Source organism: Micromonospora sp. L32, from assembly GCF_052068055.1.
Classification (GTDB): domain Bacteria; phylum Actinomycetota; class Actinomycetes; order Mycobacteriales; family Micromonosporaceae; genus Micromonospora; species Micromonospora purpureochromogenes.
In genome coordinates this window covers 600,456-618,176 of record NZ_JBQHDD010000003.1, presented here as the reverse complement: position 1 = coordinate 618,176, position 17,721 = coordinate 600,456, and the positions used below count along the sequence as shown (strand labels likewise).

General features: G+C 73.3%; 22 protein-coding genes and 1 pseudogene. 9 read left to right on the top strand and 14 right to left on the bottom strand.

Annotated features, from left to right (window positions below; translation table 11 throughout):
* Positions 1-37: 37 nt before the first annotated feature.
* From ACTMTB_RS11790 to ACTMTB_RS11775, 4 genes and pseudogenes are all read right to left on the bottom strand, one after another.
* Positions 38-886: a DUF4352 domain-containing protein gene (locus ACTMTB_RS11790; protein ID WP_441144927.1), complete on the bottom strand. Its 849-nt coding sequence runs from the start codon at positions 884-886 to the stop codon at positions 38-40.
* Between the two features lie 176 nt (positions 887-1,062).
* Positions 1,063-1,473: a hypothetical protein gene (locus ACTMTB_RS11785; protein WP_441145014.1), complete on the bottom strand. Its 411-nt coding sequence runs from the start codon at positions 1,471-1,473 to the stop codon at positions 1,063-1,065.
* 94 nt (positions 1,474-1,567) lie between these two features.
* Positions 1,568-1,714: pseudogene (locus ACTMTB_RS11780) on the bottom strand (ATP-dependent DNA ligase); the annotation flags it as partial.
* A complete protein-coding gene (locus ACTMTB_RS11775) occupies positions 1,645-2,067 on the bottom strand; it encodes an ATP-dependent DNA ligase (RefSeq protein ID WP_441144925.1) in 423 nt (140 codons plus the stop codon). The pseudogene ACTMTB_RS11780 and the gene ACTMTB_RS11775, both read right to left, overlap by 70 nt.
* Before the next feature lie 437 nt (positions 2,068-2,504).
* Between ACTMTB_RS11775 and ACTMTB_RS11770 the strand changes: the two genes are divergently transcribed.
* Positions 2,505-2,693 carry a hypothetical protein gene (locus tag ACTMTB_RS11770; protein ID WP_441144923.1) on the top strand — a complete coding sequence of 63 codons (189 nt, stop codon included), beginning with the start codon at positions 2,505-2,507 and terminating at the stop codon, positions 2,691-2,693.
* Positions 2,694-2,702: 9 nt separating this feature from the next.
* On the opposite strand, the gene ACTMTB_RS11765 is transcribed toward ACTMTB_RS11770, so the two are convergent.
* On the bottom strand, positions 2,703-3,098 hold the full coding sequence (locus ACTMTB_RS11765; RefSeq protein ID WP_441144921.1) for a helix-turn-helix domain-containing protein: 396 nt from the start codon (positions 3,096-3,098) through the stop codon (positions 2,703-2,705).
* Between the two features lie 16 nt (positions 3,099-3,114).
* Here ACTMTB_RS11765 and ACTMTB_RS11760 point away from each other — a divergent pair, with 16 nt between their 5' ends.
* Together ACTMTB_RS11760 and ACTMTB_RS11755 are read left to right on the top strand one after the other, a co-directional pair.
* Complete coding sequence (locus ACTMTB_RS11760) at positions 3,115-4,002, top strand: serine hydrolase (protein ID WP_441144919.1); 888 nt, start codon at positions 3,115-3,117, stop codon at positions 4,000-4,002.
* A gap of 154 nt (positions 4,003-4,156) precedes the next feature.
* Positions 4,157-5,125 (top strand): MBL fold metallo-hydrolase, encoded by a 969-nt coding sequence (locus tag ACTMTB_RS11755; protein WP_441144918.1) that lies wholly within the window; start codon positions 4,157-4,159, stop codon positions 5,123-5,125.
* Between the two features lie 59 nt (positions 5,126-5,184).
* Here ACTMTB_RS11755 and ACTMTB_RS11750 read toward each other — a convergent pair whose 3' ends face one another.
* The 3 genes from ACTMTB_RS11750 to ACTMTB_RS11740 all read right to left on the bottom strand — a co-directional run bounded on the left by ACTMTB_RS11750 (position 5,185) and on the right by ACTMTB_RS11740 (position 6,819).
* Positions 5,185-5,412, bottom strand: a complete 228-nt coding sequence (locus tag ACTMTB_RS11750; protein WP_088963721.1) for a TM2 domain-containing protein — start codon at positions 5,410-5,412, stop codon at positions 5,185-5,187.
* Positions 5,413-5,554: 142 nt separating this feature from the next.
* Positions 5,555-6,094: a DUF1697 domain-containing protein gene (locus tag ACTMTB_RS11745; protein ID WP_441144917.1), complete on the bottom strand. Its 540-nt coding sequence runs from the start codon at positions 6,092-6,094 to the stop codon at positions 5,555-5,557.
* A complete protein-coding gene (locus ACTMTB_RS11740) occupies positions 6,091-6,819 on the bottom strand; it encodes a dienelactone hydrolase family protein (RefSeq protein WP_441144915.1) in 729 nt (242 codons plus the stop codon). The genes ACTMTB_RS11745 and ACTMTB_RS11740 overlap by 4 nt, the downstream gene beginning before the upstream one ends.
* Before the next feature lie 125 nt (positions 6,820-6,944).
* Here ACTMTB_RS11740 and ACTMTB_RS11735 point away from each other — a divergent pair, with 125 nt between their 5' ends.
* Entirely contained in the window at positions 6,945-8,021 is a 1,077-nt protein-coding gene (locus tag ACTMTB_RS11735; RefSeq protein WP_441144913.1) for a hypothetical protein, read from the top strand.
* On the opposite strand, the gene ACTMTB_RS11730 is transcribed toward ACTMTB_RS11735, so the two are convergent.
* The 5 genes from ACTMTB_RS11730 to ACTMTB_RS11710 all read right to left on the bottom strand — a co-directional run bounded on the left by ACTMTB_RS11730 (position 7,940) and on the right by ACTMTB_RS11710 (position 12,469).
* Positions 7,940-9,391 carry an amino acid permease gene (locus tag ACTMTB_RS11730; protein ID WP_441144911.1) on the bottom strand — a complete coding sequence of 484 codons (1,452 nt, stop codon included), beginning with the start codon at positions 9,389-9,391 and terminating at the stop codon, positions 7,940-7,942. The genes ACTMTB_RS11735 and ACTMTB_RS11730 overlap by 82 nt on opposite strands.
* A gap of 73 nt (positions 9,392-9,464) precedes the next feature.
* Complete coding sequence (locus ACTMTB_RS11725; protein WP_441144909.1) at positions 9,465-10,028, bottom strand: SOUL family heme-binding protein; 564 nt, start codon at positions 10,026-10,028, stop codon at positions 9,465-9,467.
* Positions 10,029-10,068: 40 nt separating this feature from the next.
* Positions 10,069-10,794, bottom strand: coding sequence for a YqeB family protein (locus ACTMTB_RS11720; protein WP_441144907.1), 726 nt, complete (start codon positions 10,792-10,794; stop codon positions 10,069-10,071).
* Positions 10,791-11,573: an ABC transporter permease gene (locus ACTMTB_RS11715; RefSeq protein WP_441144905.1), complete on the bottom strand. Its 783-nt coding sequence runs from the start codon at positions 11,571-11,573 to the stop codon at positions 10,791-10,793. Before ACTMTB_RS11715 ends, ACTMTB_RS11720 begins: the two co-directional genes overlap by 4 nt.
* On the bottom strand, positions 11,570-12,469 hold the full coding sequence (locus ACTMTB_RS11710) for an ABC transporter ATP-binding protein (RefSeq protein WP_441144903.1): 900 nt from the start codon (positions 12,467-12,469) through the stop codon (positions 11,570-11,572). The genes ACTMTB_RS11715 and ACTMTB_RS11710 overlap by 4 nt, the downstream gene beginning before the upstream one ends.
* Before the next feature lie 132 nt (positions 12,470-12,601).
* Here ACTMTB_RS11710 and ACTMTB_RS11705 point away from each other — a divergent pair, with 132 nt between their 5' ends.
* The 3 genes from ACTMTB_RS11705 (at position 12,602) to ACTMTB_RS11695 (ending at position 15,291) form a co-directional block, all read left to right on the top strand.
* Positions 12,602-13,846, top strand: a complete 1,245-nt coding sequence (locus ACTMTB_RS11705; protein WP_441144901.1) for a sensor histidine kinase — start codon at positions 12,602-12,604, stop codon at positions 13,844-13,846.
* Positions 13,825-14,523: a response regulator gene (locus ACTMTB_RS11700; protein ID WP_441145011.1), complete on the top strand. Its 699-nt coding sequence runs from the start codon at positions 13,825-13,827 to the stop codon at positions 14,521-14,523. The genes ACTMTB_RS11705 and ACTMTB_RS11700 overlap by 22 nt, the downstream gene beginning before the upstream one ends.
* Before the next feature lie 267 nt (positions 14,524-14,790).
* Complete coding sequence (locus ACTMTB_RS11695; RefSeq protein WP_441144899.1) at positions 14,791-15,291, top strand: hypothetical protein; 501 nt, start codon at positions 14,791-14,793, stop codon at positions 15,289-15,291.
* 158 nt (positions 15,292-15,449) lie between these two features.
* Here the strand turns inward: ACTMTB_RS11695 and ACTMTB_RS11690 are convergent, their stop codons facing one another.
* Positions 15,450-16,235 (bottom strand): D-Ala-D-Ala carboxypeptidase family metallohydrolase, encoded by a 786-nt coding sequence (locus ACTMTB_RS11690; protein ID WP_441144897.1) that lies wholly within the window; start codon positions 16,233-16,235, stop codon positions 15,450-15,452.
* A 325-nt stretch (positions 16,236-16,560) separates the two neighbouring features.
* Here ACTMTB_RS11690 and ACTMTB_RS11685 point away from each other — a divergent pair, with 325 nt between their 5' ends.
* Entirely contained in the window at positions 16,561-17,202 is a 642-nt protein-coding gene (locus ACTMTB_RS11685) for a DUF6642 family protein (protein ID WP_441144895.1), read from the top strand.
* A 54-nt stretch (positions 17,203-17,256) separates the two neighbouring features.
* On the top strand, positions 17,257-17,721 hold the full coding sequence (locus ACTMTB_RS11680) for a PPOX class F420-dependent oxidoreductase (RefSeq protein ID WP_441144893.1): 465 nt from the start codon (positions 17,257-17,259) through the stop codon (positions 17,719-17,721).

Sequence of the window (17,721 nt, the reverse complement as noted above, 5' to 3'; positions counted from 1 at the left end):
GGCGGTTCTCCGGGGCTGTCGTCTGTTGCTGGGCCGGTCACAGAGTGACGACGGCGTCCTCGGCGAGGGTGAGCAGGCCGGCGGCGAACGTGATGGTCTTCAGCTTGGTGCCCTTCGGCACGTCGAAGTAGACGTTCGCCTTCACCGAGTTGCCCGGGTTGATCTCGTCGAGGAAGCCCTTGGCGTCGTCGTTGCCGTAGATGGCGGCTTCCCCGTCGACGTCGTACTCCCGGCCGGAGGCGTCCTGGGCGGTGATGGTGCCGTCGGCGTGGAACAGGTGGGCGCTCTTGGTGACGTTCTTAGCGGTCACGCTGACCCGGCAGAAGGTGCCCTGAGCCTTGTGGTTGAAGTAGCTGCTGCCGACCTGGGAGATCCCGCATTTCACGCTGTTGACGGTGAACTCGAAATCGCCGCCGCGCACCTTGTCGCCGATGCCGAAGGTCGTCGGCTTGGCCGGGGCCGGGGCTGCGGTCGTCTTCGCCGGCGCGGGCGCCGGGGCCGAGGTGGTCGGCGCCGCCGCGGCCGGGGCGGAGGTGCTGGTGGTGACGGCCGGGATGTCGCTGCTGGCGGACACGTCGGTCTTCTTGCCGTTGTCGCTGGCCAGGCCGATCACCATCGACCCGCCGCAGCACAGCACGACGAACGCACCGACGCCGATGAGGGTGGGGATCAGCCAGGGCCGCTTGCGGGCAGCAGGCGCCGCCGGCGCGCCGGGCTGCTGCCATCCGCCGGGCGGCGGCGGGTACTGGCCGGGCTGCTGAGGGAACTGGCCGGGGGGCGGAGGGTACTGCCCGGCGGGCACCTGCGGGAACTGGGCGGTCGGCGGCATCGGCTGCTGGCCCGGAGCCGGCGGCTGGTTCTGGGCAGGGTCGTAGGGGGTCGTCATTGAGTGGTGGTCTCCCAGGTCTGAATTCGCGCTGCCCCGTACCGAGCGCAATGCATCCAACGTTGTCACAGTGCTTTCACAGGCGCAGTCCCCCGGCCGTCCCGTCGTATACGCCGGTCAGCTCGGGAAACACCCGATCTGATGACCGCCGGTCGGACGTTGAGCCATCCCGGTGTCTACGCTCCGGCCGCGGCGTCCCAGAACGGGTAGGCCTCGTCGCCGAGCAGCAGGGGCACGTCGTACACCGACAGGTCCAGCCGCGGGCGCACGTACCACATTCGGTGGCGCCATCGCCGGTGCTCGAAAGCGGTGTCCACTTGGATCTCGGCCACCACGGTCGGCTCCACCTGCACGTAGCGCAGTGGCTCGGGTCGGTCCAGCTGCCCGCTCCAGCTCTCCGGCAGCGGCTGCGGCCAGGGGTGCGCGACGATGCCCCGGCGCTGCAACCGGGGTGGGGACAGCATCGGCGCGAGCTCCCGGCGTTGGACCATCGCCAACGGGTGCGTCCTTCCCGTGTAGCGCAGGTGTCCCCGTCGATCGAACCGGCCGAGGAGCAGCGTGCTCGGATTGGCGAGGCTGCTGGTCACCCCGCCGATGATCGCCTCGGTCGCCGCGCACCCGGAACTTCTGCCAGCCGCGCCGGCCGGGCTCGTACCGGCCGTCCAGCCGTTTGACGACCACACCCTCGATCCCGGCCGCGGTGTAGGTGGTCGGCCACTCCCCGACCTCGTCCATGTCGGTGGTCTGCGGCGTGCGGGTCAGCTGCGCGGGCGCATCCTCGAGCAACTCCGCCAGCCGGGCCTGTCGGTCGAACAGCGGCGCGTTGATCGCGACGTGGCCGCCGGCGTCGGCGAGCAGATCCCACATGACGTAGTGCGCCGGTGTTCCCGCGCCATTATCAGCAGGCCCCGGCCGGCGGTGATCCGGCGCTGCAGTCGGGCGACGCTGATGCGCCCCCGCTCCCACACGATCAGCTCCCCGTCGAGGATCACCTGCGGTGGGAAGGTGTGGCGGATCGGCCGGGTGATGTCCGGGAAGTACGGGGTCAGGTTCTTGCCGGCGCGCGACTGCAGGTAGACGCCGGCCGCCTCGACGAAGGCGAGGGCGCGGAAGCCGTCCCACTTGGGTTCGTAGGCCAGGCGCGGCCCCTGCGGCACCGCGTCCACAGGGGCCGACAGCATCGGTGCGAACGGCCGCCGCATCACTGGCTCGGCCCGGCCGAGGGTCACCCCGGCCGGGCCGAGCCGCCCTGGCTGCGCACCGTGCTCATCCGGCCCCCTGCCGCGATCGTGCCGGACCGGCATGGCACCGCGGGCGCAGATCGGGAAGGGCGAATGGCTCAGCGCTCTTCTACCCTGAACACGACGACGCCCCGGGCACGGACCGGGGGGCTGTCGTCGTGTTCTCGGTGTGCCAGCTCCCCGTCGGGCTGGCGATGTCGTTCGCGACCCGCATGGGTTCACCAGGGTTACCTCGTGCAGGAGTAGAGGGCTACGCTTCCGACCGTGCATCCGCTTGGGCGCGGCGTGACATCCGCCGTCAGCGTGACAAGCCGGCTGCGGTGCCGGTACTTGCGGCTGTGCGACGAGGGCCCGCGCCCTACAGAGGAGCTGCCTGGATGAGTGGAGCAGAGAGGGAAGGCGGGAAGAAGAAGCCCTCACCGCTGCGTGGGCTCCTGGTCGGCCTCGTCATCCTCCTGATCTTCCCCGCTACCCGCGACATGCTGTTTACCCTCGGTGCTTGGATTCTGGGCGCCCTCGCCGCCGTGCTAATCGCGATCTTCATTTTCCTGAAGCCCAGGCGATAGCGCGAGCGGTTAGATCGGGTCTACCGCCAGCGTGCTCCGGCTGAAGGCAGCCAGGATCCGTTGATGGGTCTGGCGGGGGAGCGATCGTGACCCAGGTTCACCGAGCGGCGTACCGGGCCTGGCCGGCGCCTGACGCATCAGGTGGCGTACCCGAAGCTCGCCGGCCAGCAGCTCCTCGGCCTCGCCGAGCAGCAGCTGGCCGGCGGTGGTCAGCCGCACCTGCCGCCGGGACCGGTCGAACAGCTCCACCGCCAGCTCGCGTTCCAGGCCCTGGATCGACTGGCTCAGCGGCGGTTGCGCCATGCCCAGCGCCTCGGCCGCCCGGCCGAAGTGCAGCTCGCGGGCGACCACCACGAAGTGCCGTAGGTGGCGGAGCAGGTCACGCCCGGACCCTACGGCAGCCACCGGTTACCGTGCCGGGGTGGCAGCGGAGCAGCGCGTCGAGGAGATCTTCGCCCGGGCCGGCATCACCGGCAGCCTGCACGTCGTACCCGTGGACGGCCCGGCCGGGCGGGCGGTCGCCGTGCGGGCGGACGAACAGACCCCGATCGCCTCCGTGTTCAAGATCCTGCTGGTGCTGGAGTTCGCCCGGCAGGTCGCCGCCGGGCAGCTCGATGCGAGCGAGCGGGTGCTGGTCCGGGCCGGCGACCGGCTCGGCGGGTGGGGGGTGGCCGGCTGCGCCGACGACGTCGAGGTGTCCCTGCGCGACCTGGCGTACTTCGCCATGTCGGTCAGCGACAACACCGCCGCCGACCTGCTGCTGCGCCGGGTCGGCGCGGACGTGCTGCCGATGCTCGCCGCCGAGCTGGACCTGCCGCGTACCCGGATCCTCGGTGGACCAAGGCAGCTGGTGGAGCTGATGCTCGCGGACGTGGGCGCCCACACCGAGGCGGACTTCGCCCGGATCTTCCCGACCCTGCCGGAGGATCGGGTCCGGGCGATGCGGGTCTTCGACCCCGCGCACACCACGTCGAGCACGGCCCGGGAGATCACCCGGCTGCTCGGCCTGATCTGGCGGGATGAGGCGGGCCCCGCCGCGGCCTGCGCCACCGTCCGGGAGCTGATGTCGCGGCAGCTCTTCTGGACCCGGCTGGCCTCCGGCTTCCCGGCCGGGGTACGCGTCGCCGCGAAGACCGGCACCCTGCCGGGCCTGCACCTGGAAGCCGGGGTGGCCGAGTACCCGGACGGCAGCCGGTACGCGATGGCGGTCTTCGCCCGCACCGACCGCCTCGCCACCCGCCGGATCGACGTCGACCTGGCCATGGGGGAGGCCGCCCGGACGGCGGTGGAGGCGTTGCGGGCGGCCTGACTTTCCGCACACCGACCCGGCATCCTGGCGGCGGTGAGCTGGACCGATATCGCTGCGGATATCGCCGACGCCGGCCTTCGATCTTGGACGTGGCGGTGGGCGCGGTGGTGGGGTGGGAACCGACCGTGCACACCGCAGACGGGGAGGATCCACCATGTCCGCACGCCCGCTAGACCGCCGACGTTTCCTGCGCACCACCGCCGCCGGGGCCGCCGTGGTGACCGCCGGCGGACTCGCCACCGGGACGCCGGCGCCGGCCGCGCCGACCGCCGCCGCCGGCCGCACCCGCCAGGGTGCGGTGAGCTTCCGCTGGTGGGGCACCTCCGGCTGGCGCATCGACATCGGCGACCGCACCGTCCTGGTCGACCCGTACCTGAGCCGCTACGACACCGGGCTGTTCCGGGGCGCCTTCAACCCGGCCACCCCGCTGACCGTCGAGACCGCCGTCGTCGACTCCCTCGTGGACCGGGCCACCACCGTGCTGGTCACCCACACCCACTGGGACCACTACAACGACGTGCCGCACATCGCGAAGAAGGCCGGCGCCCGGGTCTTCGGCACGCTGACCGCGTACCACCTCGGGCTGGCGTACGGGCTGCCGGCGAGCCAGCTCAGCCCGGTCAAGGGCGGGGAGGTGCTCGACTTCGGCGACCACACCGTCGAGGTGGTCAGCTCCCTGCACAGCCGCAACGCCGGCTGGTCGATGGCCTTCCCCGGCGTACGGGTCAGCCAGCCCACCCGACCCGCCGCCATCGCCGACCTGCCCGAAGGGGACACGCTGGCGTACCAGGCGCGCGTCGACGGCGGTCCGGCGGTGTTCTTCATGGGTGCCAGCGACTTCGCCGAGCGCAACCTCACCGGACTGGCCCCGGACGTGGCGATGGTGGCGTTGCAGTCCACCACCGCGACCGCGGACTACGTGCCCCGGCTGATGGCCGCGCTGGACCACCCGAAGGTCGTGGTGCCGGTGCACTGGGACAACTTCGAGACCCCGCTGGTCAACCCGCCGGTCGTCGGTCCCGCCGACCGGCGGCGCCTCGACGACCTGGTCGCCGCCGTCCGCCGGGCCTCGCCCCGCACCCGCGTGCTGGTGCCGGAGTACGGGACGGCGTACCACTTCTGAGCGGGGACGCGGCGGGGCCGGGATCGCGCGGATCCCGGCCCCGCCGGCGTACGCCCGAATCACTTGGCGAGCGGCTGGCCCTGCTTGTCCTTGAAGGAGCCGACCAGGATCATGATGAAGTCGATCAGGGTCCAGATCCCGAGGCCACCGAAGGTGACCAGCTGGAGGACGCCGGTGCCGACCTTGCCGACGTAGAAGCGGTGCACGCCGAGGAAACCGACGAAGAAGCAGAGCAGCAGCGCGACGACCCAGGACTTCTGGGTGCCGACGGTAACGGGAGCGGTCACTGCGATCCTTTCTCAGGTGAGATAGCCGCGGGAGCGTATCGAGAGGCACCGACCCGAGGCAAGATCGTAAAACCGCCGACCAGCCGGACGGACGAGCAGTTCCGGACCGATATGGTGGCCCCGGCCGCTCCGGTCGCTCCGGTCAGGACGCGGTCAGGTCCCGCAGGGCCCGCACCGACTTCCAGTTGCGGGTCGTGGCCACCACACCGAGCTGCTTCTCCAGGTACGCGTTGGTGAACTTCGACCGGCCGTACCCGCCGTCGGGGAAGTGCAGGTGGACCTCCCGACCGGCCACGGTGAACTCGACGTTCTCGTTGCCGGGCACGGTCAGCGCCGCGACCTTCGCCTTCGTCGGGGCCGTGGCCAGGAAGGCGACCAGCAACCGGGTCGGGTCGTCCTGCCGGCCGGCGTACGGGCTGCCGTCGACCACCGCTGCCAGCTCCGCGCCGCTGCGGACCAGCACCGGCACGGTCAACCCCAGCTCGCCGGCGAGCGCCTGTTCGATGCCCTTCGCCAGCCGGGCGGCGTCGGTGGAGGTGCTGCCGAACACGACGTTGCCCGACTGGAGGTAGGTCTTCACGTCGGCGTGCCCCAGATCGGCGACCAGGCGGCGCAGGTCGGCCATGGACAGCCGGGTGGTGCCGACGTTGACGCCGCGCAGCAGCCCCGCGTACCGGATCATGCCGGCTCCCCGGCGGTGCTCAGGTGCCGGTCGAAGAAGGCGACGATGCGGCGCCGGGCCTGGGTCGCCGACGGCTCGTGCGGCCCGCCACCGACGCGGGCCACCACCTGCTGCATCCGGGTCAGCTCGCCCGGCCGGTGGTGGTTGAGGAAGCCGTGCCGCGCCTGCGGGTAGACGGTGACCTCGTGCGGGACCTCATTGGTGGTCAGCGCCGCCTCCAGTCTGGCCGGGGCCGACCGGAGGCTGACGTCCTTTCCGCCGAAACTGCCGATCACCGGGCATGCCTCGGCCAGCAGCCGTTCGGCGGCCTTCGGTACCTGCCCGTAGTTGATGCTCGCGGCGGCGAACCCGTGCCCGGGCGCGAGTTGCAAGGCGAAGCCGCCGCCCATGCAGAAGCCGATGACCCCGATCCGGCCGGTGCAGTCCGGCCGTCCGGCGAGCCAGGCGCGGGTCGCGTCCAGTTCGTCGAACGCGCGGCCGGTGCCGCTGAGCAGCGCGCGGAAGGTCGCGCGCACGCAGCGGCCCCGCTTGTCCCACGAGTAGAGGTCGGGGGCCACCGCCAGGAAACCCTCGCCCGCCAGCCAGTCCACCTGGCGGCGGACATCCGGCGTCAGGCCGAAGGCGTCGTGGACGACGACCACGCCGGGCCGCGGCCGGTCACCCTCCGGTTCGCTCAGGTACGCGGGCAGCGTCCCCTGAGCGGTCGGGATCTCCACGTCGGCCACGGAGCCTCCTCACCTGTCGACGCCCGGTACCGCCCAGCCTAGGCAGACCCGCTACTCACGTGAAGGCGCGAAGCGCCCTGATAACGGACACCACGATCACGGCGGCGGGGGACTACCGTGCCAGGATGCGCGCCCTACGCCCCGCCGCCGGCCTGCTCCTCGCGGCCACCGCCGTGGTGCTCTGGGCGGTCGGCATGACCGTCCTGCAACCGCTGACCGAGCCGATCGGGCCGTGGCCGGAACGGTTGGCGGGTATCAACACCTACTGGGCGCGCGACGTCCGCTTCCTCGCCATCCTGCTGGTCGCCCTCGGGTTGGTGCTGGCCGGCGGGGGCGACCGCCGGTGGACCCACCCCGCGCTGGTGCTCGGCGCCGGGGCGGTGGTGGCGGACGTGCTGCTCGACCGGGCCGACGTCACCGGCGTCCCGGCGACCGTGCTGCTGGTGGCCGGCGGTTGGGCGGCGGTCGGCCTGCTCACCGCGTTCCTGGTCCGCCGGCACGGGCGACCCGGCCGGCCGGTCCACTGGCAGCACCGCCGCGCCCTGGGCATGGCGGCTGCCGTCGCCGCGACGCTGGTCGTGGTGGCCGGCGCGCTGCGGTCGCCCACCGACCGGGAGCCCGAGCTCACCCCGGCCTGCCTCGCCGCGGCGGCGCTGTCGCTCGCCGCGTCGCTGGGCTGCGCACTCGCCGCCGCCCCCGCGCCCGGCCGGGAGCGCCGGTGGTGGGCGGCGCTCGGCCTCGCGCTGGCCGGCGCGGTCGGCCTGGCCGTCGGCCGGCTTCTCCCACCCGGTCACCGGTGGTGGCCGGTCCTCGCCCTCGGGGTGGTCCTGCTGACCGGTACGACGCTGCTGTCCTGGGACCGCCCGGGCGGCCGCCCGCCGTGGCGGCGGCACGCCATGGCCGCCGTCGCGATGCTCCTCGGCCTGCCGACCGTGGGCTGGCTGGCGCTGCTGGCCCAGGCCGCCCTGCCGGTGGGCGCCGTGCTCACCGCCCGGGCGGGCAACATCGCGGTCGACGCCATGGACACCGACGCGCTCTGGTCGCTGGCCGGCCTGCTCACCGGCCTGGTGCTGGGGCTGCTGCTGGCCTGGCCCAACGCCCTCGGGCACCCGGCCGGGGGTCAGCCCCGGCCGGCGGCGCCCGGACCGGAGGGACCGCCGGGACCGGACGGGCCGCGCCGGGCCAGCGCCGAGCGGCGGTAGCCGTACAGGGCGTAGACGACCGCGCCGATCACGAACCAGACCGCGAACCGCAGCCACGTCTCCGGGGCCAGGAAGGTGATCAGCCAGACCGAGAAGAGCGCGCCGACCGCCGGCACCACCGGCATACCCGGCAGCCGGAACGTGCGCGGCGCCTCCGGGCGGCGGTAGCGCAGCACGATCACCGCGATGCAGACCACCACGAAGGCCAGCAGGATGCCGATGTTGGTCAGCTCCGCCGCCTCCCGGATCGGCAGGAAGCCCGCGATCAGCGCGGAGCCCACCCCGACGATCCAGGTGACCCGGGTCGGCACCCGACGTACCGGGTGCACCTTGGCGAACCAGGACGGCAGCAGTCCGTCCCGGCTCATCGAGAACCACACCCGGGTCACCCCGAGCATGAAGGTGAACATCACGGTGAGGATGCCGATGATCGCGCCGACGGCGATCACGCTGGCCAGGCCGGAGAGGCCCACCGAGGCGAACGCCGAGGAGAAGCCGCTCTCCGGGTCGATCTCCCGGTAGTTCTGCATGCCGGTGAGCACCAGCGTGGCCAGCACGTACAGCACCATCGAGATGAGCAGCGAGTAGATGATCGCCTTGGGCATGTGCCGGCGGGCGTCCCGGGATTCCTCGGCGGCGGTGCTCATCGCGTCGTACCCGAAGACGGCGAAGAAGACGGTGGCCGCGCCGGTGAGCGCCCCGCTGATGCCGAACGGGAAGAACGGCGAGTAGTTGGCCGTCCGGATGTGGAAGAAGCCGACCACGATGACCAGCAGCACCACGGCGACCTTCAGCCCGACCACGAACGTCTCGAAGCGGGCCGCCGTCTTGATGCCCAGGGTGAGCAGGTACGCGATGAACAGGCAGAGCACCACGGCGAACAGGTCGACCACGTGCCCGTCGCCGGTGCCCGGCGCGCCGAGCATCCAGGCCGGCAGGTCGAGGCCCAGCTCGCCGAGGAGGAAGCCGAAGTAGCCGGAGATGCCGATCGCGACCACCGCCACGATCGCGGTGTACTCCAGCAGCAGGTCCCAGCCGATGAACCAGCCCACCGCCTCGCCGAGCACCACGTAGCCGTAGGTGTAGGCCGAGCCGGCCTTCGGGATCATGCCGGCGAACTCCGCGTACGACAGCGCGGCGGCCGCGCTGGCCAGGCCGGCGATCAGGAACGACACCAGCACGGCCGGGCCGGCGGTCTCGCTGGCGACCGCGCCGGCCAGGGCGAAGATGCCGGCGCCGATGATGCCACCGATGCCGATCGCGGTGAGCTGCCACAGCCCCAGCGAGCGGGACAGCTGCTCGCTCGTGTCGGCGATCTCCTCGACCGGCTTGCGACGGAAGATGCCGGTGCCGTTGCCTGCGGAGCTCATCGTCGTCCCCTTCACCCTCAGTGTCGAGTCCCGCCGGGGGACGTACGCCCCAACGACGCGACCCGGGCCCCGGTCACTCGACGACCGGGAGCACGACCTCGTTGCGGCGCAGGAACCAGGGCTTCCACGGTGGGTCGAAGCGGGCGTACCGGATCGCGCCGGTGGGACTCAGCCCCGCCGCGGTGACCGCCCGGCCCAGCGCGGTTGCCCGCTGTTCGAACGCCTTCTGGCTCCACCGGCCGGAGAACCGCATGGCGGCGGCGAGCTGTGCGGGGACCTCCCGGATGGTGATCCGGGGATCCTCCGGTTCGGGCGCGGTGGCGGCGGTGAGCGCGGCCGGCAGCACGAAGCGCACCACCCAGCAGCCGGGTCGCTCACCCTCCTCCTGCACCATCGGCGCCGTCCGCGCGATCTGCTCGGAGCCGGCGGACTCCTGCACCACCGGGGCGGTCATGCCGACCTTCCGCCGGGACCGGTTCGCCCCGGAGATGTACGCGGCCAGCGGCCGGAACCCCGCGCTGCCCGCCTCCAGGAACGATCCGTCGACGCGCAGCTCGGCGACCAGGTGGGCGGGGTACCGGCGCAGCTCGAAACCGGGGTGCCTGGCCACCACCCGGTACGGCTGCTGCTCGGTCATGGGCCACGCTCCCGGCCGTCAGGGCTCCTCGACAGCCACGCTACAGTCCGTCACCGCTTTCCTCCGGGTGAAGCGGAAGCCGGACCAGCCGCCAGTACTGCCGCCCGTCCTCGTCGCGTACCACCACCCCGAGCCGGGCCAGTTCCCGGCGCAGGTCCCGCGCGTCGTCCCCGCGCCGGGCGTCGACGGCCCGCTGCCGGGCCCGCAGCAGCGCGTCCGCGCCGGCCGGCAGCCCCGGCAGCCCCTCCACCCACCGCCGGTACGCGTCCCGGTGCGGGTCGTCCTCCTGCCACGGCCAGCCCTGCGCGGTGAACGCCGTGCGCAGCCGCTCGCGGCTCAGGTCCGACTTCTCCCGGGCCAGTTCGGCGTCGTCCCGGTCGAGCAGTACCAGCGCCTTGCCGTCGACGAAGACGCAGGCGACCGAGGCGCGGGCGATGTCCCGGCCGTGGCCGTCGCGGTGCAGCCGCACCGCCGTCCGGTCGACCGTCACGGTGAGCCGTTCCCGCGTCCCGACGTACGCGACGAGCAGGCCGGCCAGCGCCGGCAGCGCCGTACCGCCGGCCAGCGCCTGCCGTTCGGGCAGCCCGGCCAGCAGCTCGAACCAGCCCTGGAACGGCACCCACGGCAGGTCGGCGAGCCAGCCGGACACGGCGGTCAGCGCCGCGCCCAGCCCCGCGCCGAGCAGCGGGAACCCGCCCCACATCAGCACCAGCTCGCCGACGCCGCCGTCAACGACGCTGGCCTGCTCCTCGGCGCGCACGCTCACGCCACCTCGCGGCGCAGGGTGCGGACCAGGCCGGCGGCGAGCGGTGCCACCATCCAGACCAGCAGGGACACCCCGAGCCGCCCCCACTGCCCGGCGGTCACCTCGGCGCCGAACAGCGGCTCCATGGTCACCGAGGTGTCCAGCCAGCGGGCCGGTCCGCGCAGCGCCGCGACCGTCATGGCGAGGATGCTCCACACGGTGGGCAGCAGCAAATAGGTCACGATCGCCAACGGGGTGTTCAGCAGCAGCAGGCCGAAGGCAGCGCCCATCAGCGCGCTGGTGACCTGGAGCACGGCCGCGTGCCCCAGCTGGGACCAGTCGAAGACCCAGCTGCCCGCCCCGCCGGTGGCCCGGGCGGCCAGCGTGCCGGCGGTGGCCACCGCCAGGCTGACCGCCACCGAGGCCAGCGCGGCCAGCACCACCGCGGCGAGCTTCGCGACCACCACCCGTTCCCGGCGCGGCACCAGCGCGAAGGTGGTCAGCGCGGTGCGCTGCGACCACTCGGCGGTGATCGACAGGATGCCCAGCACCGGCAGCAGCAGCCCTACCGGCAGCAGCGACGCGGTGAAGAACGCGGTGAACGTCTGCGCGGCCTCGTCGAGGACGAAGAGCTGCACGGTGGCGATGGCGGCGGCGATCAGCCCGATGGTGGCCAGCAGCCAGCGGCCGGCCCGGGTGTCGGCGAGCTTGCGCAGCTCCACCTCGGTCAGCCGGACCAGCGACGGTCCGGGCGGCGCGGGACGGACGGTCACGGCGGGTGCGGCGGTGGTGGTGGTCATTTCACGGCTTCCTTCGTCGACGTGCCGGCGGTGAGGGTGAGGAAGAGCTGTTCCAGGCCGCCGCTGCCGGCAGGCCGTAGCTCGGTCAGGACGAGACCGGCGTCCGCGGCGACCTGCCCCACCGCCTCCGCCTCGGCCCGCACCAGGAGCCCGCCGTCGGTGCCGGCGTCGGCGGGCAGGCCGGCCCGGTCCAGGGTCAGCCGCAACGCCCGCGGGTCCCGGGCGCGGACCAGGGTGCCGGTGCCGGCGAGCAGTTCGTCCTTGCCGCCCTGCGCGACCACCCGGCCGGCGCCGATCACCACCAGGCGGTCGGCGACCGCCTCCACCTCGCGCAGCAGGTGCGAGGAGAGCAGCACGGTGCCGCCCCGGTCGGCGAAGTCGCGCAGCAGGCCGCGCATCCAGAAGATCCCTTCCGGGTCGAGGCCGTTGGCCGGCTCGTCCAGGATCAGCACCCGGGGGTCACCCAGCAGCGCCAGCGCCAGGCCGAGCCGCTGCCGCATCCCCAGCGAGTACGCCCCGACCCGCCGCTTCGCCGCCACCGCGTTCAGCCCGACCAGGTCGAGCTTGGCGGCGACCTGCCGCCGGTCGACGCCCATGGTCCGGGCGGCCAGGGTGAGTGCCTCCCGGCCGGTGCGCCCCGCGTGCTGGGCGGAGGCGTCGAGCAGGACGCCGATCTCCCGCCCAGGGTTGGCCAGCTGGCGGTAGGGGCGTCCGGCGACGGTGGCCCCGCCGGACGTCGGCGGGGTCAGGCCGCAGATCATCCGCATGGTGGTGGACTTGCCGGCGCCGTTCGGGCCGAGGAAGCCGGTGACCGTCCCCGGCTCGCAGTGGAACGACACGTCGTCCACGACGGCGTGCGGACCGTACCGCTTGGTGAGGTGTTCGACCGTGATCATGCCGTCGAGCCTGTCGGGGCCACCCGGCGTCGCGCTGCGGCCGGTGGTCGAGAGCCCGGTACACCTGTGGCCACGGCGGTCGTCGACTTTGGTAGCTGTCGCCGACGCCGGACGGCTACCTAGCATTGGCGGGTGAGCAGTGCCGCCGTACCCGAACTTCCCTGGCTGTTGCCGGGGGCCCTGACCCCCGCGACCCCGGTGGCCCGCCGCACGACGCGCGACTGGCTGGTCGACGGGCTCGCCTTCCTGCTCGCGCTGCTCTGGGCGCTGCTGGCCTTCGCGGACTCGGTCGGGCCGGCGCCGGAGTTCGCGCTCAACGCGGGGCCGTCCTGGCTCAACGAGGTCGACCTGGTGACGGGCCTGCTCACCGCGGCGGCCCTCTGGCTGCGCCGGCGCTGGCCGGTGGCCCTGGCCGTGGCCAGCCTGCCGCTGGCGGTCTTCTCCGTCACCGCGGCGGTGGCGCTGCTGATCATCCTGTTCACGGTGGCGGTGCACCGGCCGTTCCCGGTGGCGGCCACGCTGGTCGGCGCGCACCTGCTGGTGACGCCCGTCTACATCAGCGTCCGGCCCGACCCGGCCCTGCCGTTCTGGGCGGCGCTGATCTGGACGACGTCGTTCCTCGGCGGGGTGCTGGCCTGGGGGATGTTCGTCCGGGCCCGCCGCCAGCTGGTGACCTCGTTGCGGGAGCGGGCGCACCGGGCCGAGGCCGAGCAGCAGCTGCGCGTGGCCCAGGCCCGCCAGCTGGAACGCACCCGCATCGCCCGGGAGATGCACGACGTGCTGGCCCACCGGATCTCCCTGCTCAGCCTGCACGCCGGGGCGCTGGAGTTCCGGCCGGACGCGCCGCCGGAGGAGGTGGCCCGGGCGGCCGGGGTGATCCGGGCCAGCGCCCACGCCGCTCTGCAGGACCTGCGCGAGGTGATCGGGGTGCTGCGGGCGGAGACCGGCGAGGCGGAGCCGGAGACGCCGGAACGCCCCCAGCCGACCCTTGCCGACGTGCCGGCGCTGATCGCCGAGTGCCGGGCGGCCGGCGTCCGGGTGAGCACCGAGGACCTGGTCACCGATGCCGCGTCGGTGCCCGCCGCGGTCGGGCGCAGCGCGTACCGGATCGTGCAGGAGGGGCTGACCAACGCCCGCAAGCACGCCCCGGGTGCGGTGGTCCGGGTCGGGCTGGCCGGCCGGCCCGGTGACGGCCTCACCGTCGAGATCCGCAACCCGTGGCCGGTGGGGGAGCACGCCGCGCCGTCCATCCCGGGGGCGGGCACCGGGCTGGTGGGCATCGCCGAGCGGGTCGGGCTCGCCGGTGGCCGGCTGGAACACGGACGCGACCCGGCGGGCGACTTCCGGCTCGCCGCCTGGCTGCCGTGGCCGGCGTGACCGGCCAGGAGGCGGCACCGGTCCGGGTGCTGATCGTCGACGACGACGCGCTGGTCCGGGCCGGGCTGTCGATGATTTTGGGCGGGGTGCCGGACGTACGGGTGGTCGGCGAGGCCGCCGACGGCGCCGAGGTGCCGGCGGCGGTCGAGGCGTACGCGCCCGACGTGGTGCTGATGGACATCCGGATGCCCCGGGTGGACGGGCTGGCCGCGACCGAGGCGCTGCGGGCGCTGCCCCGGCCGCCGGAGGTGCTGGTGCTGACCACCTTCGACGCCGACGACCAGGTGCTGCGGGCGCTGCGCGCCGGGGCGGGGGGCTTCCTGCTCAAGGACACCCCACCCGCCGAGATCGTGCAGGCGGTGCGCCGGGTGGCGGCCGGTGAGGCGACGCTCTCCCCGACGGTCACCCGCAAGCTGATCACCCACGTCACCGCCGGCGGGCCGGCCGGCCCGGATCCCCGCCGGGAGCGGGCGCTGCGGCTGCTCGACGGGCTGACCGGGCGGGAACGGGAGGTGGCCGTCGCGCTGGGGCGGGGCCGGACGAACGCGGAGATCTCCGCCGAGCTGTACATGAGCGTGGCGACGGTCAAGGCGTACGTGTCGCGGCTGCTGACGAAGCTGGAGCTGAACAACCGGGTGCAGGTGGCGCTGCTGGTGCACGACGCGGGCCTGGTCTGACGCCCCCCTGCTCGCCCTCAGGAAGGCACTCATTTTTGGTTGTATCACCGATGAGAGTATCGGTGGGATCGACGCCAATGACCTGGGGCGGCTGCTCGCGTGACCTGGGGCGGCTGCTCGCGCAGCGGGCCCGGATGCCCGGGGCCGGCGGAGGACCTCCTCACCGGGTGGCGCGATTGAACTTTCGTCCGGTTCGGGCCGTACCACTGGCCGAGGATGCGCTGCGGCGATCAGCCGCAATCGCTGCCGAGCTGCGGGAGGCCTGCCTTGCGAGTTGGTGAGCAGTCGACGGATCCCATCGATCAGATCCTGGGTGAGGTGCCGGTGCCGGCGCCGCTGACACCGGAGGACGTCCGGCTCGCGGTCCGGGCGGTGGTGGTGCACGCCGCCGAGGAGTGGCCCAACGGGCCGCTGTGCCGCAACGACGGCGCGTCGTACCCGTGCCGCCTGCACCGCTGGGGCCGCCGGGTGCTGGAGACGCACGGGCTCAACGAGCGTCAGATCGACGCGTTGATCCGGCACGGCAACCCCTTCGTGCACGTGCCGTTCCCGTTCACCTTCAACGGTCCCGCCACCGCCCGGGCCGACCGGCCGGCCCCGGTCCACCCGGGCCGTACCCCGACCGACCGGCCGGCCCCCGGCCATCCGACGCGCGGCCAGACCGGCCGGGTCACCGCACCGGGAGTCCGGCCCGCCGTCCGGTCCGGTGGGCCCGGCCGTCCGGTGGCGCCCCCCGCCACCGCGCCGCGCTGGCCCCGGGCGAGCTGAGCGGAGGTACGACCGCCCGCATCGCCCGGGCGCCACCTCGCCGGCCGGCCCGACGGTCCCCTACCCCCGGGTCGGCCGGCGATGTCCTCGCCGACCGGTGTGCGCGACGTGGCGGCGTCCCACGGAGGGACACCGCCACGTCGGGTGGATCGTTCGGCTCAGTCGCCGCTGCCCACCCCGCAGTCCGGGGCGGACCAGGAGGTGGTGTTCGCCGTCCGGTCGCTGTTGTTCTCCCGGCGCGAGTCCACGTGCACGTGGGTGCTGTGGCCCGGGTACCCGGGGCCGAGGATCCCGCTGAACCCGTGGTTGCGCGAGGCCCGGGCGAGCTCGCACAGCGACCTGTTCCGCGAGGTCAGGTCGGCGGCGTTGCCGTAGAGGTGCTGGCTGTCCGACGCGCCGCCGACCTGGTTGTTGCAGGTGGTGCTGCGGAAGCCGCTGGTGACGTTGATCGGCTGGTCGCCGAGCCCCCGGCGCAGCGCCTCCAGCTTCCACATGGTCCGTACCGCGTTGGCCCGGGTCTGATCCGCCGACAGCGGGCCCCCGCTCCACCCGCTGCGGCCGCAGCCGTTGTCCAGCTCCGAGTAGCTGAAGTGCGCCGGGGTGCAGTCGTTGTCCTGCAACTGGTAGAGCTTGTTGAAGGTCTGTGGCCCGGCGATGCCGTCGCTGCGCAGCCCGTACGCTGTCTGGAACCGCTTGACCGCGGCGGCGGTCTCCGGTCCGTAGCGGCCGTCGATGCGGACGATCCCGCCGGCGCCGGCCCAACCGGCGACCCGGATCTGCAACTGACGAACGTCGTTGCCGGAGCTCCCGGCGGAGAGAGTGCGTTGCCAGGTGTAACAGCCGTCGGCGTGGGCCGCTGGAGCCGCGACCACCGCGGCGATCGCGGCGCCCGGCAGCGCCAGGGCGAACGCGACGGCAGCTCGCTTCAAGGTGTTCACGCGCACAGAAGTCCTCCCGATAGGAGAGCGATTGAGGTGACCCGTCAGGACATCGACCGGAACGTCCCGCGCTTTTCACCCTGACAGTTCCCCTGCCGGTTGGTGGCGATTAATGAGAATTGTCCTCACGATCGGCCGTCCCTGGGCATTGCCTGGGAATTGCGGTGAATTGCGAAACACCCGTTCGGAGCAGACATCGCGGGACCGGAATGGACGACCCGGCAGGTCGGGAAGGTGACACGGGGGAGCCGGCGGGCACACTCCGGGTGATGTCGCCGCACCGTCCGGGCCCGGTAACGTCAGGCGCGGCGGTGTGACGGGGGAGGTGGACGTGGCACGCGGTGGCGTCTTCTGCGTCGAGGGGCAGTGGCACCGGGACCTCAACGAGCGCGGCTCCGTGCTGCCCACCCTGGAGCTGCTGGAACGGCTCGGCCGGATCCGCTTCATCCACAAGGACGCCGCCACCCGGGACGAGCTCTTCTACTTCCTCGACCGCTGGCTGCTCAAGCAGTACGCCGACTACCGGGTCGGTTTCTTCGCCATGCACGGCGAGCCGAGCCGGCTCTGCCTCACCGACTGGGATTCCGTGGAGCTGACCGACGTGGCGCAGCGGATGGCCGGCCGGTGCGAGGGACGCCGGCTCTATTTCGGCAGTTGTTCGGTGCTGCGGGCCTCCGATGCCGTGCTACGCGACTTCCTGGAGGTCACCGGAGCGGCCCTGATCTGCGGTTTCACCCGCGACGTCGACTGGGTCGAATCGGCCGCCTTCGAAACCGTGCTGCTCGACGTGCTGTCCAACGGCCAGCGGCACAACGCCGCCGAGCTGCGGATGGGCTCGGCGCACTGGGCGCCGCTCGCGGCGTACCTCGGTTTCCGGGTGATCTACGCCAACGGCCGCGCCTGGCGCCCGCCGTCCCGGCCCCGGGTCCCCACCCAGGCGGCTCCCGGTGGGGTCTCCGGCCGGGCCCGCTGACCCGGCCCGGCCCGCGGCCGGAGCACGCCGGCCCCGGCCTGGTAGAACCGACGCATGGCACGCACCATCGCGAGCAACACCCGGGTCGACCGGGACGCCCTGATCGAGTTCATCCGCCCCCGACACCGGGTCCTGCTGATGACCACCCGGTCCGACGGCCGGCCGCAGTCCTCGCCGGTCTCCTGCGGCGTCGACGCCGAGGGCCGGCTGGTCATCTCCACCTATCCGGAACGGGCGAAGGCGGCCAACATCCGCCGCGACCCGCGCGTCTCCGCGTGCGTGCTCTCCGACGACTGGGACGGCCCCTGGGTGCAGGTCGACGGCACCGCCGAGGTGCTCGACCTGCCGGACGCTGTGGAGCCGCTGGTGGAGTACTTCCGCAGCATCTCCGGCGAGCACCCGGACTGGGACGAGTACCGGCAGGCGATGCTCCGCCAGGGCAAGTCCCTGATCCGGGTCACCATCGAGAGCTGGGGGCCGATCGCCACCGGCGGCTTCCCGGCCCGGCTGGCCGACTGA

What these genes read in the sequence shown, in the direction of transcription:
- ACTMTB_RS11775 (WP_441144925.1), bottom strand. Translation starts at nt 2,067, where the DNA reads ATGCTGTCGGCCCCTGTGGACGCGGTGCCGCAGGGGCCGCGCCTGGCC.
- ACTMTB_RS11715 (WP_441144905.1), bottom strand. Translation starts at nt 11,573, where the DNA reads ATGACCACCACCACCGCCGCACCCGCCGTGACCGTCCGTCCCGCGCCG.
- ACTMTB_RS11725 (WP_441144909.1), bottom strand. Translation starts at nt 10,028, where the DNA reads ATGACCGAGCAGCAGCCGTACCGGGTGGTGGCCAGGCACCCCGGTTTC.
- ACTMTB_RS11745 (WP_441144917.1), bottom strand. Translation starts at nt 6,094, where the DNA reads ATGATCCGGTACGCGGGGCTGCTGCGCGGCGTCAACGTCGGCACCACC.
- ACTMTB_RS11770 (WP_441144923.1), top strand. Translation starts at nt 2,505, where the DNA reads ATGAGTGGAGCAGAGAGGGAAGGCGGGAAGAAGAAGCCCTCACCGCTG.
- ACTMTB_RS11680 (WP_441144893.1), top strand. Translation starts at nt 17,257, where the DNA reads ATGGCACGCACCATCGCGAGCAACACCCGGGTCGACCGGGACGCCCTG.
- ACTMTB_RS11710 (WP_441144903.1), bottom strand. Translation starts at nt 12,469, where the DNA reads ATGATCACGGTCGAACACCTCACCAAGCGGTACGGTCCGCACGCCGTC.
- ACTMTB_RS11735 (WP_441144913.1), top strand. Translation starts at nt 6,945, where the DNA reads ATGCGCGCCCTACGCCCCGCCGCCGGCCTGCTCCTCGCGGCCACCGCC.
- ACTMTB_RS11755 (WP_441144918.1), top strand. Translation starts at nt 4,157, where the DNA reads ATGTCCGCACGCCCGCTAGACCGCCGACGTTTCCTGCGCACCACCGCC.
- ACTMTB_RS11790 (WP_441144927.1), bottom strand. Translation starts at nt 886, where the DNA reads ATGACGACCCCCTACGACCCTGCCCAGAACCAGCCGCCGGCTCCGGGC.
- ACTMTB_RS11730 (WP_441144911.1), bottom strand. Translation starts at nt 9,391, where the DNA reads ATGAGCTCCGCAGGCAACGGCACCGGCATCTTCCGTCGCAAGCCGGTC.